At 70.2% G+C, this 13,910-nt stretch carries 7 protein-coding genes; 5 read left to right on the forward strand and 2 right to left on the reverse strand.

The window, feature by feature from the left end; translation table 11 throughout:
• The first annotated feature begins 17 nt into the window (after window positions 1–17).
• Both ACF059_RS03550 and ACF059_RS03555 read left to right on the forward strand, forming a co-directional pair.
• Complete coding sequence (locus ACF059_RS03550; protein ID WP_392050786.1) at window positions 18–7,226, forward strand: RHS repeat-associated core domain-containing protein; 7,209 nt, start codon at window positions 18–20, stop codon at window positions 7,224–7,226.
• Complete coding sequence (locus tag ACF059_RS03555; protein ID WP_392050789.1) at window positions 7,205–7,618, forward strand: hypothetical protein; 414 nt, start codon at window positions 7,205–7,207, stop codon at window positions 7,616–7,618. Before ACF059_RS03550 ends, ACF059_RS03555 begins: the two co-directional genes overlap by 22 nt.
• Window positions 7,619–7,695: 77 nt before the next feature.
• Here ACF059_RS03555 and ACF059_RS03560 read toward each other — a convergent pair whose 3' ends face one another.
• Both ACF059_RS03560 and ACF059_RS03565 read right to left on the reverse strand, forming a co-directional pair.
• Window positions 7,696–8,658, reverse strand: a complete 963-nt coding sequence (locus ACF059_RS03560) for a DeoR/GlpR family DNA-binding transcription regulator (protein ID WP_392050792.1) — start codon at window positions 8,656–8,658, stop codon at window positions 7,696–7,698.
• A gap of 165 nt (window positions 8,659–8,823) precedes the next feature.
• Window positions 8,824–10,263, reverse strand: a complete 1,440-nt coding sequence (locus ACF059_RS03565; protein WP_360897427.1) for an NAD(P)H-quinone dehydrogenase — start codon at window positions 10,261–10,263, stop codon at window positions 8,824–8,826.
• A 282-nt stretch (window positions 10,264–10,545) separates the two neighbouring features.
• Between ACF059_RS03565 and ACF059_RS03570 the strand changes: the two genes are divergently transcribed.
• The 3 genes from ACF059_RS03570 (at window position 10,546) to ACF059_RS03580 (ending at window position 13,613) form a co-directional block, all read left to right on the forward strand.
• Window positions 10,546–10,983 carry a gamma-glutamylcyclotransferase gene (locus tag ACF059_RS03570; protein ID WP_360897425.1) on the forward strand — a complete coding sequence of 146 codons (438 nt, stop codon included), beginning with the start codon at window positions 10,546–10,548 and terminating at the stop codon, window positions 10,981–10,983.
• 141 nt (window positions 10,984–11,124) lie between these two features.
• Complete coding sequence (locus tag ACF059_RS03575; RefSeq protein ID WP_360897423.1) at window positions 11,125–11,931, forward strand: purine-nucleoside phosphorylase; 807 nt, start codon at window positions 11,125–11,127, stop codon at window positions 11,929–11,931.
• A gap of 35 nt (window positions 11,932–11,966) precedes the next feature.
• On the forward strand, window positions 11,967–13,613 hold the full coding sequence (locus ACF059_RS03580; protein WP_392050795.1) for a phospho-sugar mutase: 1,647 nt from the start codon (window positions 11,967–11,969) through the stop codon (window positions 13,611–13,613).
• Window positions 13,614–13,910 lie beyond the last annotated feature (297 nt).

Consider the following 13,910-nt stretch of genomic DNA (forward strand, 5'->3'; position numbering starts at 1 on the left):
GTTCCCAGGCGCACTTCATGCGTGCGCCTTTGAGACGTGTCTGGCGGTGGCCGATACCCCTGCTGGCCGTCGCCATGATGACGACGGGGCTCACCGCCCTGGACGCGGCAGCCGCCACCGGGCCCTCGCTGCCCGGCAAGCAGAAGCTGACCAAGGTCAACGGCGAGCCGGTCAAGGGCAAGCCCGCGGCCGGGCCCGCCGAGTCGCAGACCAAGGCCTGGAAGGGCGCCCCGAAGGTCGCCTGGCCCGCCGCGGGCTCGGCCGAGGTCACGCTGCCGGCCGCCGCGGCCGCATCGGTCACCCCCCTGAAGTCCGCCTCCAGCTCGGCCTTCGGGGTCTTCGCCCCGGGGATCGCGGTGCCCGGCCGCGGGGTCAAGGCGGGCACGCTCCCCGTCTCGGTCTCCGCCGCGGGTCCCGCGAAGGCGCCCGCCGCCCTCCAGCGCTCGGCGGGCGCGGCGGCGGCTCCGGCCGCCGGCGCTCCGGCCGCCGGCGCTCCCACCGACGTCAAGCTGAAGGTCGACCTGCTCGACCAGGCCGCCGCCAAGCGGGCCGGCCTGGCGAACAGCGTGCTCCTCTCGGTCGACCGCACCGACGCGGGCGCTTCGGCCGCACCGGTCTCGGTGGAGCTCGACTACGCCGCGTTCAAGAACGCGTACGGCGGCAGCTGGGGCTCCCGCCTGCGCTTCACGGCGATCCCTACGTGTGCGCTGACCACCCCGCAGCTGGCGCAGTGCCAGGGCAGCCGCCCGGTCACCACGCGCAACGACCCGGAGACCGGCAGGCTCGTCGCCACCTTCGACGCCCCGGCCAAGACCGCCCCGGCCGCGGCCACGGGCAAGTCCTTCCTGTCGGCGCCCGCCGCGGGCCCGGCCGCCGCCACCGCGTCCAGCGCGATGACGCTGGCCGCGTCCCCGGGCGCCGACGGCGCCAACGGCACGTACAAGGCCACCTCCCTGAGCCCGTCGGGTTCCTGGCAGGCCGGCGGCTCCGCGGGTGACTTCTCCTGGTCCTACCCGCTGGACATCCCCGCCTCCCTGGGCGGTCCGAGCCCGTCGCTGTCGCTGGGCTACTCCAGCTCCAACATCGACGGCCGCACCAACGCCTCGGCGCAGCAGACCTCCTGGGTCGGCGACGGCTGGGACCTGGCCTCGAACTACATCGAGCGGGGCTACGTCCCGTGCAGCCAGGACAAGCGCAAGGACTCCGGGTACAACAACCCGAAGGACGACACCGGCGACCTGTGCCACGGCGCGCCGATGGTCACGATGTCCCTGAACGGCGGCTCCACGCAGCTGGTCCTGGACGACACGACCAAGAAGTGGCGCCCCGCCAAGGACGACGGCTCGCGCATCGAGCTGCTCCAGGGCGCGCAGAACGGCGACAAGGAGGGTGACCACTGGCGGTTCACCAACCCGCAGGGCATCCAGTTCTACTTCGGTCTGAACAAGCTCGCGGGCTGGGCGACGGGCAAGCCCGTCACCAACTCCACCTGGAACGTCCCGGTCTACGGCAACCACCCCGGTGAGCCCTGCTACACCGCCGTGTTCGCCGACGCCGTCTGCGACCAGGCGTACCGCTGGAACCTCGACTACGTCGTGGACCCGCGCGGCAACGCGATGACGTACTGGTACCAGAAGGAGGTCAACCACTACGGCTCGAACTACAAGATCGCGGGCGGTTCGACCGCCCGCGCGTACGACCGGTCCGGCTGGCTCGACCACATCTCGTACGGTCTGCGCAGCGACAACCTGTTCGCCAGCGCCCCGGCCCAGGTGAACTTCAAGGTCGCCGAACGCTGCCTCACCACGACGACGTTCGACTGCGACCCGGCGAAGCTCAAGCCGGAGGTCGACTGGACCATCGCCAAGGAGTGGCCCGACACCCCCGGCGACCAGCTGTGCGCCGCGGGCGAGGAGTGCAAGGGCCGGTTCACCCCGACCTTCTTCACCCGCAAGCGGCTGACCGAGGTCAGCACCTTCGTGTGGAACGGCACCGCGCACAAGCCGGTCGACACCTGGGCGCTGACCCAGACCTTCCCGATGACCGGTGACGGCACGGACTACCCGCTGTGGCTCGCCGAGATCAAGCACTCCGGCAAGAACGGCGCCCAGATCGACCTGCCGCCGGTGAAGTTCCGCGGCAAGCAGCTCGACAACCGTGTGGACGGCCTGGGCGACGGCAAGCCCGCCTACAAGCGCTACCGCATCGAGGCGATCGACACCGAGACCGGCTCGACGATCCTCGCGCACTACAAGGACACCCAGTGCCGGGCCGCCGACCCGCGCGTGATGCCGGCCTCGCCGGAGACCAACACGCTGCGCTGCTTCCCGGTGGTCTCGGAGCTGCCGGATCCCACCGATCCGGCGCACGAGAGGAAGATCTACTCCACCGACTGGTTCCACAAGCACGTCGTGGACTGGGTCCAGGAGGACGACCGCAACGGCAACTCGCCGTCGCGGCGCACCGAGTACGAGTTCCTCGGAAACCCGGCGTGGGCGTTCGACGACGAGACCGAGATGATGCGTCCCAAGACGCGCACCTGGTCCCAGTGGCGCGGCTACGAGCGGGTCCGTACGTACATCGGCGCGGCTCCGGACAAGCGCTCGATGACCGAGACCCTCTTCTTCCGCGGCCTCGACGGCGACCGCCTCGCCCCCGCGGGCGGTACCCGGTCGGTCAAGGTCAAGGACTCCGAGGGCGTCGAGATGGCGGACCACCGCCTCTTCGCCGGCCAGACCCGCGAGGTCCTGGCGTACAACGGCGAGGGCGGCGCCCTGGAGGCGGCCACGACGTACACCCCGTGGCTCCACGGCCCCACGGCGACCCGCCTGCGCAAGGGCGAGACGGCCGAGGAGGACATCGAGCCCCAGCAGTCCTTCGTCCAGCAGACCACGGGCGTCAACTCCCGCATCCTGCTGTCGGACGGGCGCGGCTGGCGCCGTACGGCGATGAAGACGGAGTACGACACCCGCGGCTTCGCGCAGTCGGTGTCGAACCTCGGCGACGTCGCCGACCCGTCCGACGACAGCTGCTCCCGCTACTGGTACGACGCGGACGAGACCCGCTGGATCATCGCCCGCCAGAAGCGGGTGGAGACGGTCGCCAAGGCCTGTGACGCCATCGGCGTGCAGCGCCCGGCGGACGTCACCTCGGACGTCCGGATGAACTACGACGCGGCCGGCAACGTGCAGTCGACCGAGTCGCTGACCGGATACTCCGGCACGACCCCGCTCTACCAGGTGGACGGCAGCGCGACCTTCGACGCGTACGGCCGCCCGAAGACCAGCACGGACGTCTTCGGCAAGACCACGAAGCTGGACTACACCCCGGCCTCGGGCCAGATCGTCACCAAGGTCGTCACCACCAACTCCGTCGGTCACACCCAGACCACGGAGACCGACCAGGGCCGCGGCTCGATCCTGGCCAAGCAGGACACCAACGGCCGCCGCCAGGTCATGCAGTACGACGCGCTGGGCCGTCTGACGAAGGTGTGGTCGCCGTCCCGCAGCCCGGCGACCAAGTCGCCGAACGGCATGTTCTCGTACGACGTCCGCACCGACGGTCCGGTCGTCATCACCAACAAGGCGCTGCTGGACGACGGCACCTACCGCACCAGCTACGACATCTACGACAGCAGCCTGCGGATCCGCCAGACCCAGATGGAGGCGCTGGGCGGTGGTCGGGTCATCTCGGACACCTTCTACAACAGCCTGGGCCAGGTCTGGAAGTCCAACGGCGCCTACTACACGGCCGGTACGGCCTCGGCCGTGCAGTTCGCCCCGAACGACAACGAGGTCCCGTCCTCGACGGTGACCGAGTACGACGGCTCGGGCCGCTCGACCGCCCAGATCTCGCGCAAGCTCGGTGTGGAGACCTCCCGTACGACCACCTCGTACGGCGGCGACAACATCACCGTCGACCCCCCGAAGGGCGAGACCCCGACGCGGGCCTTCCTGGACGGCGCGGGCCGCAAGACGGAGCTGCGCTTCTTCAAGTCGGACTCCCCGACGGGCGCGTACGACAAGACGCTGTACACCTACAACCAGCGCGGCATGCTGGAGTCGGTCGTCAACCAGGCGGGCGACAAGTGGGGCTTCGAGTACGACCTGCGTGGTCGCCAGACGAGGCAGTCGGACCCCGACAAGGGCGCGACGACCATGACCTACGGCAAGGGCGACCGGATTGAATCGGTAACCGATGCACGCGGCAAGGTCACTGCGCCCGAGTACGACGCCCTCGGTCGGATGATCGCGGTGCACGAGGGCTCGGTGACGGGTCCCAAGCTGACCTCCACCACGTACGACACTCTGCCGGGTGCCATCGGCCTTCCGGTGGCCGCAACGCGTTACGTGGACGGCAAGGCGTACACCCAAGAGGTGACGGCATACGACACCGAGTACCGCCCGACGGGTACGAAGATCACTATCCCGTCCTCGGAGGGAGCCCTTGGCGGTACGTACCAGTTCAGCACCGGCTACCGGCCCAACACCGGTCTGACCGAGTGGACGGAGCAGCCCGCCGTGGCCGGCTTGCCCATCGAGCTCACCGAGATGCAGTACAACCACTTTGAGCTGCCCACGATGATGGGCATCGAGGGGCAGACGTTCGTCGACAAGGTCGACTACTCGCCCATGGGCGACGTGCTGCGCACCTACGCCGGTCCTGCTGGCTCCCAGGTGTACACGACGAACTTCTACGACGAGCAGACGCGCCGCCTCACGCGGACCGTCAACGACAAGGAGCAGTCGCCCAGCCGGATCAACGACACGTCGTTCAACTACGACGCCATCGGTAACATCCTCAAGATCACCGACAAGGAGGGTCCGACCGCCACTGCGGACGTGCAGTGCTTCGCGTACGACTACCTGCGCCGGATGAACGAGGCCTGGACAGCCACGGACGACTGCGCGGCCCAGCCGAACGCGTCCGGTCCCGGTTCCAGGCCCCAGGTCGGCGGCCCGAACCCGTACTGGAGCTCGTACAGCTTCGACGCGGCCGGCAACCGCACCAAGGACGTCCAGCACTCCCCCACCGGTGACATCACCAAGGACGTCACCCGCGCGTACGCCTACGGAACTCCCGGACAGGCTGCCGCCAATGGGCTGAAGAAGGTCGACACCACCGGACCGGGCGGTTCGCGCACCGAGTCGTACACGTACGACGCGGCGGGCAACACCAAGACGCGGACCATACAGGGCGACACGCAGACCCTGGATTGGAACAGCACCGGCCAGCTAGAAAAGGTCACGCAGGGAACGGACTCCACCGGATTCGTCTACGACGCCGGCGGCAACCGCCTGATCAAGCGTGACAAGACCGGCACCACCTTGTACCTGCCGGGCACCGAGGTCAAGCTGACGGCGGCGGGCAAGCTGGAGGGCACGCGCTATTACGCCCACCCGGCCGGCCCGACGATGGTCAAAACGGCCAAGGACGGCGTGATCTCCACGTCTTACCTGATGGGCGATCAGAACGGCACTGCGACCACCGCGGTCGACACCAAGACCTCGGCGGTCACCCGCAGGAAGTTCACGCCGTACGGCGAGGTCCGCGGAGCAGCCCCTTCGCTGTGGCCCGGCAAGAAGGGTTTCGTCGGCGGCGAGGTGGACGAGTCCATCGGGACGGTACATCTGGGCGCTCGCGAGTACGACCCCGCAACGGGCCGGTTCCTGTCGGTCGACCCTGTGGTCGACTACGACGAGCCCAAGCAGCAGAACCCGTACGTCTACGCAAACAACTCGCCGGTGACGTTCAGCGACCCCAGCGGCCTGTCGATCGCGCCTCCCACGATGCCGATCAAGGACTTCTCGGACGCGGAGGCCGCCTGGGCCAACATGATCCAGGGCAAGAGCGCCCTGGACATCGCGCTCGAAGTCGCCATGGGCATCCTGAAGGACGTCTCGGGCTACAACGACATCCGCGACTGCCTGGGCGGCGACTGGGGCGCATGCGCTGGCCTCGCCTTGGACGCGGCACTTCCCTTCGCAGGCCGTGCCAAGCGCATCATCAAGGCACTGGACCGGGCCTGGGAGGCCTTCAACAGCTGGTCGCAGAAACTCTCGCTGGCACGCGACATCCTCAGGCGGGTCGAGCGCTACCAGCAGGCGATGGCCAAGTACGCCGAGGACCTGGCCGAGTGGAAACGCCAGATAGAGGAAGCCGCCGAGCGAGCGAGAAAGCTGGAGGAAGAAGCCGCGGCGGCTCGAAGAGCCGCCCAGGAGGCAGCAGCCGCAGCCGCCAAGAAGGCCGACGAGGCCAAGGCGACGGCTGCCAAGCAGGGCAAGTCTTCTGCGACGAAGTCCAAGAAGGCCGACGACGACGGCAAGGCGTCGAAGTCCTCCGAGACGAAGAAGGGCGACGCCCCGAAGAAGTCGGACGGTAAGGACTCCGACAGCGGCGGTTCTGAGAAGGGAACCTGCAATAGCTTCCTTCCCGGCACGAATGTCCTCATGGCAGACGGCTCGTCGAAGCCCATCGAGGACGTCGCCATCGGCGACGAGGTCGTGGCCGCCAATGCCGACTCCGGTGCCACCACGGCTCAGCCGGTCGTCGCGCAAATCATCGGCGAGGGCCAGAAGAACCTGGTCCAGATCACGATCGACACCGATGGCGCAAAGGGCGACGCGACCGAATTCCTGACCGCGACCGACGGCCATCCGTTCTGGGTCCCGGCTCTGGACCAGTGGCTCAAGGCCACCGACCTCACGGCCGGTCAATGGCTCCAGACCTCGGCGGGTACCTGGGTTCAGGTCACCGAGGTCAAGCGGTGGACTCAGCAGAATAAGGTCCGCAACCTCACCGTCGCGAGCGAGCACACCTACTACGTGCTGGCAGGCTCGACTCCGGTACTGGTTCACAACTGCGACAACCGGCCCGACTTCAATTCCACCCAGTCGGCAAACGACCACTACGCCAAGCACGTCAAGGGCGTCGACGTCCGCCGCAAAAAGGGCAAACAGCGTGAACCGAAGGCTGTCGAAGCCGACATGCCGGAGTTCGATCACATGGGCGGTAAGCGCGCCTACCGGGAAGCGGCCCGTGACTTCATGAGCGGGGACGGCCCCGACGGTTCCATCTCGGTGCGGACTTCGAGCGGTGGTATGCACCGGTTCGATCCGGCCACTGGATACTATGGATACCTCAACAGCGGCGGAAGCATTTCTACCTTCTTCCGACCTCAAGAGGGCCTGTCATACTTCCGGCGATGGACCATGAAGGACAAATGATGTTGTTTCTCAACCGGTACCGGGCAGTCCTCGAAAGATCTGGCCGCCGCGGCCCTACCACTCCGTCTCGAGCGATCGAGATGTGGGAGGAATTCGTCCAGGACTGCCGGGACGGCTATGAAGCAACCCTGTTTGAATACTGGGACGAAATCTCTATTAGGAGATTCCTACAATCCCTGCTCGACGATCCGGCGGGCCGCGCAACCCCTGAAATCAAATGGTTCGCGGCCGAAGTCCATCGAATTGACGATGAATTCAGGAAGGTCATCCGAGGAGGATTCAACGTTCCCGGCGACCGGAGTTGGTGGGAGTCGACACTCCCCAGGCTGGGAGGCGAGGAAATAGCGAGGAACGTGAAGGACCTGTACGGCTTCGAGATGGAAACCGTCTAGCGCGCCAGAAAGTGAGGGGCCGGCCCGGTCGCGGGCCGGCCCCTTGCTGCTCAATCGGGTCTCCCGGCCGAGCCGCGTCAGCGCCGCCGCATGTCCGCCACCCGGGCCCGCTCCCGCTCCCGCTCCCCCGGCTCCGACAGCGGCGAGGTGCTGCGCAGCTGGGCCGTCGCGCCGCCGCGGCGCTGGACCGGGAGGGGGGTGTCGCGGCGGGGCCTGCGGCCCGGCGGGATTCCGTCCCCGGACGCCGTGCCCGGCATGCCCGAGCCCGCCACCGTGATCTGGACGCCCTGGTCCGCCAGGGCCTGGAGCTCCGTGGCCGCGCGGTCGTCGTGCGGCGGGGGTTCGTCCGTGACCAGGCGGGTCATGACGTCCGTCGGCACCGTCTGGAACATCGTGTCGGTGCCCAGCTTCGTGTGGTCCGCCAGGACCACCACCTCCGCCGCCGCCTGGACCAGCGCGCGGTCCACGCTCGCCGACAGCATGTTGGACGTCGACAGGCCGCGCTCGGCGGTCAGACCGCTGCCCGACAGGAAGGCGCGGGAGACCCGCAGCCCCTGGAGGGACTGCTCGGCGCCGCTGCCGACGAGGGCGTAGTTGGACCCGCGCAGGGTGCCGCCGGTCATCACCACCTCCACCCGGTTGGCATGGGCCAGCGCCTGGGCGACGAGCAGCGAGTTGGTGACGACGGTCAGTCCGGGCACCCGGGCGAGCCGGCGGGCCAGCTCCTGGGTCGTGGTGCCCGCGCCGACGACGACGGCCTCGCCCTCTTCGACGAGGGAGGCCGCGACATCGGCGATGGCGGTCTTCTCCGCCGTCGCGAGATGGGACTTTTGCGGAAAGCCGGACTCCCGCGTGAAACCGCCCGGCAAGACCGCACCGCCGTGCCGGCGGTCGAGGAGTCCTTCGGCCTCCAGTGCCCGCACGTCACGCCGTACGGTCACTTCGGAGGTCTGGACGACGCGGGCGAGCTCCCGGAGCGATACCGCTCCGTTGGCCCGCACCATTTCGAGGATCAATTGGCGACGTTCTGCAGCGAACACGAAACTGACAGTAACCCCAACGACCGTCTACTTTCAGCTCCTTGCGCCGATACACCGAAGTTGTCCGTACGGGGGGACGACTAGTGGTATACGCGGCAGGACGGTTGCGTGAACGACCGGCCACGGGACGGCGTCCCGCCCCAAACCCCCTGCACCACGCGGCGGTTACGCCTCCCCGGCGGCCTTCCGCGTGTGCAGCTGGCGGGCCACCTCGGCGATCGAGCCCGACAGCGAGGGGTACACGGTGAACGCGTTTGCGATCTGCTCGACGGTCAGATTGTTGTCGACCGCGATCGAGATGGGGTGGATGAGCTCGCTCGCGCGCGGGGAGACGACCACGCCGCCCACCACGATCCCGGTGCCCGGACGGCAGAACATCTTCACGAAGCCGTCGCGGATGCCCTGCATCTTGGCCCGCGGGTTGCGCAGCAGCGGCAGCTTCACCACCCGTGCGTCGATCTTGCCGGCGTCCACGTCGGCCTGGGTGTAGCCGACGGTGGCGATCTCCGGGTCGGTGAAGACGTTCGAGGAGACCGTCTTCAGGTTCAGCGGGGCCACCGCGTCGCCGAGGAAGTGGTACATAGCGATGCGGCCCTGCATCGCCGCGACCGACGCGAGCGCGAAGACGCCCGTGACGTCACCGGCGGCGTACACGCCCGGTGCGGAGGTGCGCGACACCTTGTCCGTCCAGATGTGGCCGGAGTCCTTGAGCCGGACGCCGGACTCCTCCAGGTTCATGTTCTTAGTGTTGGGGATCGCGCCGACCGCCATCAGGCAGTGCGTGCCGCTCAGCACGCGGCCGTCGGAGAGGGTGACCTCCACCCGGTCGCCCACCCGCTTGGCGGACTCGGCGCGCGAACGGCCCACGACGTTCATGCCGCGGCGCCGGAACACGTCCTCCAGCACGGCGGCCGCGTCGGGGTCCTCGCCCGGCAGCACGCGGTCGCGGGAGGAGACCAGGGTCACGCGGGAGCCGAGGGCCTGGTACGCGCCGGCGAACTCGGCGCCGGTCACACCGGAGCCGACCACGATGAGCTCCTCGGGGAGCTCGTCGAGGTCGTAGACCTGGGTCCAGTTCAGGATGCGCTCGCCGTCGGGCATCGCGTCGGGGATCTCGCGGGGGGTGCCGCCGGTGGCGATCAGTACGGCGTCGGCGGTCAGGATCGTCTCGGACCCGTCGGCGGCGGTGACGATGACGTCCCGCGTGCCGTCGATGCCCTGCGGCCCGCCGAGCTTGCCGCGGCCGCGCACCACGCGGGCACCGGCCCGGGTGACGGAGGCGGTGATGTCGTGCGACTGGGCGAGCGCGAGGCGCTTGACGCGCCGGTTCACCTTGCCGAGGTCCACGCCGACGACGCGCGCGGCCTGCTCCAGGGGCGGGGTGTCGTCCGCGACGACGATGCCGAGCTCCTCGTACGACGAGTCGAAGGTCGTCATGACCTCGGCGGTCGCGATGAGCGTCTTGGACGGTACGCAGTCGGTCAGGACCGAGGCCCCGCCCAGGCCGTCGCAGTCGACGACGGTCACCTCCGCGCCGAGCTGGGCCCCTACCAGGGCCGCCTCGTACCCGCCGGGTCCGCCGCCGATGATCACGATCCGGGTCACGAAAACTCCGCCTCACGTCTACCCGGCCGGCTGCCGCCCCGGCCGGTGTTCCGGGGGGTCTCCCCGGGGGATGCATTCCGTGCTCCATTCTCCCGCACGCGCCGAGGTGCTTCGCGCCCGGTCCCGCCATCCGTGCGCGACGCGGTCCCGCCGTCCGTGCACCGCCCGTCCGCGCCATCCGTGCGCCGCCCGCTCCGCGCCATCCGTGCGCCACCCGCTCCGCGCCGTCCGTGCACCCTCCGGGCACGCCGCATCGGCCACCCCTCCCGTACCCTCGACCTCATGTCGCTCTACGCCGCGTACGCCGGCAACCTCGACCCGCGGCTGATGACGCGCCGCGCCCCCCATTCGCCGCTGCGCGGCACGGGCTGGATCAACGACTGGCGGCTGACCTTCGGCGGCGAGCAGATGGGCTGGGAGGGCGCGCTCGCCACGATCGTGGAAGCCCCGCGCCACCAGGTCTTCGTCGCCCTGTACGACATCGCGCCGCTGGACGAGGACTCGATGGACCGCTGGGAGGGCGTCGGGCTCGACATCTACCGGCGCATGCGGGTGCGCGTGCACACGCTGGACGGCGAGGAAGCCGCCTGGTGCTACGTGCTCAACGGCTACGAGGGCGGCCTGCCCTCGGCGCGCTACCTGGGCGAGATCGCCGACGCCGCCGAGTCCGCCGGCGCCCCGCACGACTACGTGATGGAGCTGCGCAAGCGCCCCTGCTGAGCGCTCCGGCCCCGCCCCACGGGTCCCGTACGCCCCTCCGCCCCCGCCGGGACGATTCGGCGGAAACGACAAGGCAACGATCCGAACACCGTGAGCTGTGCCATCTACGCGCGTAGGCCGAGAGCGGCTACGCTCTTCCGCGTGAACGCATCTGTTACCGACCCCTTCGCCGACGCCGCAGCCGCAGCGGCCCGACTGCGCGAGCTGACCGGCGCGGAAACCCACGACGTCGCCCTCGTCATGGGCTCCGGCTGGGCTCCCGCCGCAGAGGCGCTCGGCGCGCCCGAGGCCGAGTTCCCGGTCACCGAGCTGCCCGGCTTCCCGCCCCCCGCCGTCGAGGGCCACGGCGGCAAGATCCGCTCGTACAAGATCGGCGACAAGCGCGCGCTGCTCTTCCTCGGCCGGACCCACTACTACGAGGGCCGCGGCGTCGCCGCCGTCGCCCACGGCGTACGCACCGCCGTCGCCGCCGGCTGCAAGACCGTCGTCCTGACCAACGGCTGCGGCGGTCTGCGCGAGGGCATGAAGCCCGGCCAGCCGGTGCTGATCAGCGACCACCTCAACCTCACGGCCACCTCGCCGATCGTCGGCGCGAACTTCGTGGACCTCACCGACCTCTACTCGCCGCGCCTGCGCGCGATGTGCAAGGAGATCGACGAGACCCTCGAAGAGGGCGTCTACGTGCAGTTCCCCGGCCCGCACTACGAGACCCCGGCCGAGATCAACATGATCCGCGTCATGGGCGCCGACCTGGTCGGCATGTCCACCGTGCTGGAGGCCATCGCCGCCCGCGAGGCCGGCGCCGAGGTGCTCGGCATCTCCCTGGTCACCAACCTGGCGGCGGGCATCTCCGGCGAGCCGCTGAACCACGAAGAGGTGCTCCAGGCCGGCCGTGACTCGGCCGCGCGCATGGGCACGCTGCTGACCCAGGTCCTCGCCCGCATCTGAGGCATCGGCACCGTACGAGAGACAAGGCGGAAGTAGTGCAGGAACAGGACGACCTGATCACCCGGGCCCAGGCCTGGCTGGCGGAGGACCCGGACCCGCAGACCGCGGCCGAGCTCGCCGCGCTCATCGAGGCGGGCGACACGGCGGAGCTCGCGGACCGGTTCTCCGGCACCCTGCAGTTCGGCACCGCCGGCCTGCGCGGCGAGATCGGCGCGGGCCCGATGCGGATGAACCGCAGCGTGGTCATCCGGGCCGCGGCGGGCCTGGCGGCCTACCTCAAGGCCCAGGGCCACGACGGCGGCCTGGTCGTCGTCGGCTACGACGCGCGGTACAAGTCGCTGGACTTCGCCCGCGACACCGCGGCCGTCATGACGGGCGCCGGGCTGCGCGCGGCCGTCCTGCCCCGCCCGCTGCCCACGCCCGTCCTCGCGTACGCCATAAGGCACCTGGGCGCCGTCGCCGGCGTCGAGGTGACCGCGAGCCACAACCCGCCCCGGGACAACGGCTACAAGGTCTACCTCGGCGACGGCTCGCAGATCGTCTCCCCCGCGGACGCCGAGATCGCCGGGCACATCGCCCGCGTCGGCGCGCTCGCGTCCGTCCCGCGTCCCGCGGACGGCTGGCTGCAGCTCGACGAAGAGGTCCTGGAGGCCTACCTGGCCCGTACGGACGTCGTCCTGACCCCCGGCTCCCCCCGGGGCGTGCGGACCGTCTACACGGCCATGCACGGCGTCGGCAAGGAGGTCGTCATGGCGGCCTTCGCCCGGGCCGGTTTCCCGGCGCCGGTGCTGGTGGCCGAGCAGGCGGAGCCGGACCCGGCCTTCCCGACGGTGGCCTTCCCCAACCCGGAGGAGCCGGGCGCGATGGACCTGGCCTTCGCGAAGGCCGCCGAGGTCCGGCCGGACATCGTGATCGCGAACGACCCGGACGCGGACCGCTGCGCGGTGGCGGTCCCGGACGACGGCGGCTGGCGGATGCTGCGCGGCGACGAGGTCGGCGCGCTGCTGGCGGCGCACCTGGTCCACAAGGGCGCGCGGGGCACCTTCGCGGAGTCCATCGTCTCCTCCAGCCTCCTGGGCCGGATCGCGGAGGCCGCGGGCCTGCCCTACGAGGAGACCCTCACGGGCTTCAAGTGGATCTCCCGCGTACAGGGCCTGCGCTACGGCTACGAGGAGGCGCTCGGCTACTGCGTGGACCCCGAGGGCGTCCGCGACAAGGACGGCGTCACCGCCGCCCTGCTGGTGGCCGAACTGGCCTCGGAGCTCAAGGAGCAGGGCCGCACGCTGACCGACCTGCTGGACGACCTGGCGCTGGCCCACGGCCTGCACGCCACCGACCAGCTGTCGGTCCGCGTCTCGGACCTGTCGGTGATCGCCTCGGCGATGGCCGCGCTGCGCGCGCAGCCCCCGACCTCCCTGGCGGGCCTGCGCGTCACCTCCGCGGAGGACCTGTCGGTCGGCTCGGCCGCCCTGCCCCCGACGGACGGCCTGCGCTACTACCTGGACGGCGACTACAAGGCCCGGGTGATCGTGCGCCCGTCGGGCACGGAGCCGAAGCTGAAGTGCTACCTGGAGGTGGTGGTCCCGGTCCCCGAGGCCTCCGAACTCACCTCCTGCCGCGCCCGGGGCCAGGAGATCCTGGACGCGATCAAGAAGGATCTCGCGGCCGCCGCCGGCATCTAGCCCTCTCGACGCGCCCCTCGCACCCTTCGGTGCCGGGGCACCTCAGGGGCTTCGGCGCGCTGCGCCGGACTCCGTCCGGCGTCCACCCACCCGGGGCCCCGGCCCCCGGCCCGGTCCGGTGGCCTCACCGCCTCCGGGCCGCCGCGCCGGACCCGGTCCGTCGGCCCCCCGAGCCCCGTCCGGCCCGGGGGGCCGTCGCCGCTGCACACAGATGCCCCGCCCGATGAACCCGGGCGGGGCATCTGCGCGTCGTGTCGGCGCTCCCCGAACCACCGGAGGCCGTCGAGAGGGGTGACG

The sequence above is a fragment of the Streptomyces sp. NPDC016562 genome, assembly GCF_043076955.1.
Lineage (GTDB): Bacteria > Actinomycetota > Actinomycetes > Streptomycetales > Streptomycetaceae > Streptomyces.

Coding starts and splice junctions, on each gene's coding strand:
- ACF059_RS03570 (WP_360897425.1), top strand. CDS start 10,546: ATGTCGCTCTACGCCGCGTACGCCGGCAACCTCGACCCGCGGCTGATG.
- ACF059_RS03550 (WP_392050786.1), top strand. CDS start 18: ATGCGTGCGCCTTTGAGACGTGTCTGGCGGTGGCCGATACCCCTGCTG.
- ACF059_RS03555 (WP_392050789.1), top strand. CDS start 7,205: ATGGACCATGAAGGACAAATGATGTTGTTTCTCAACCGGTACCGGGCA.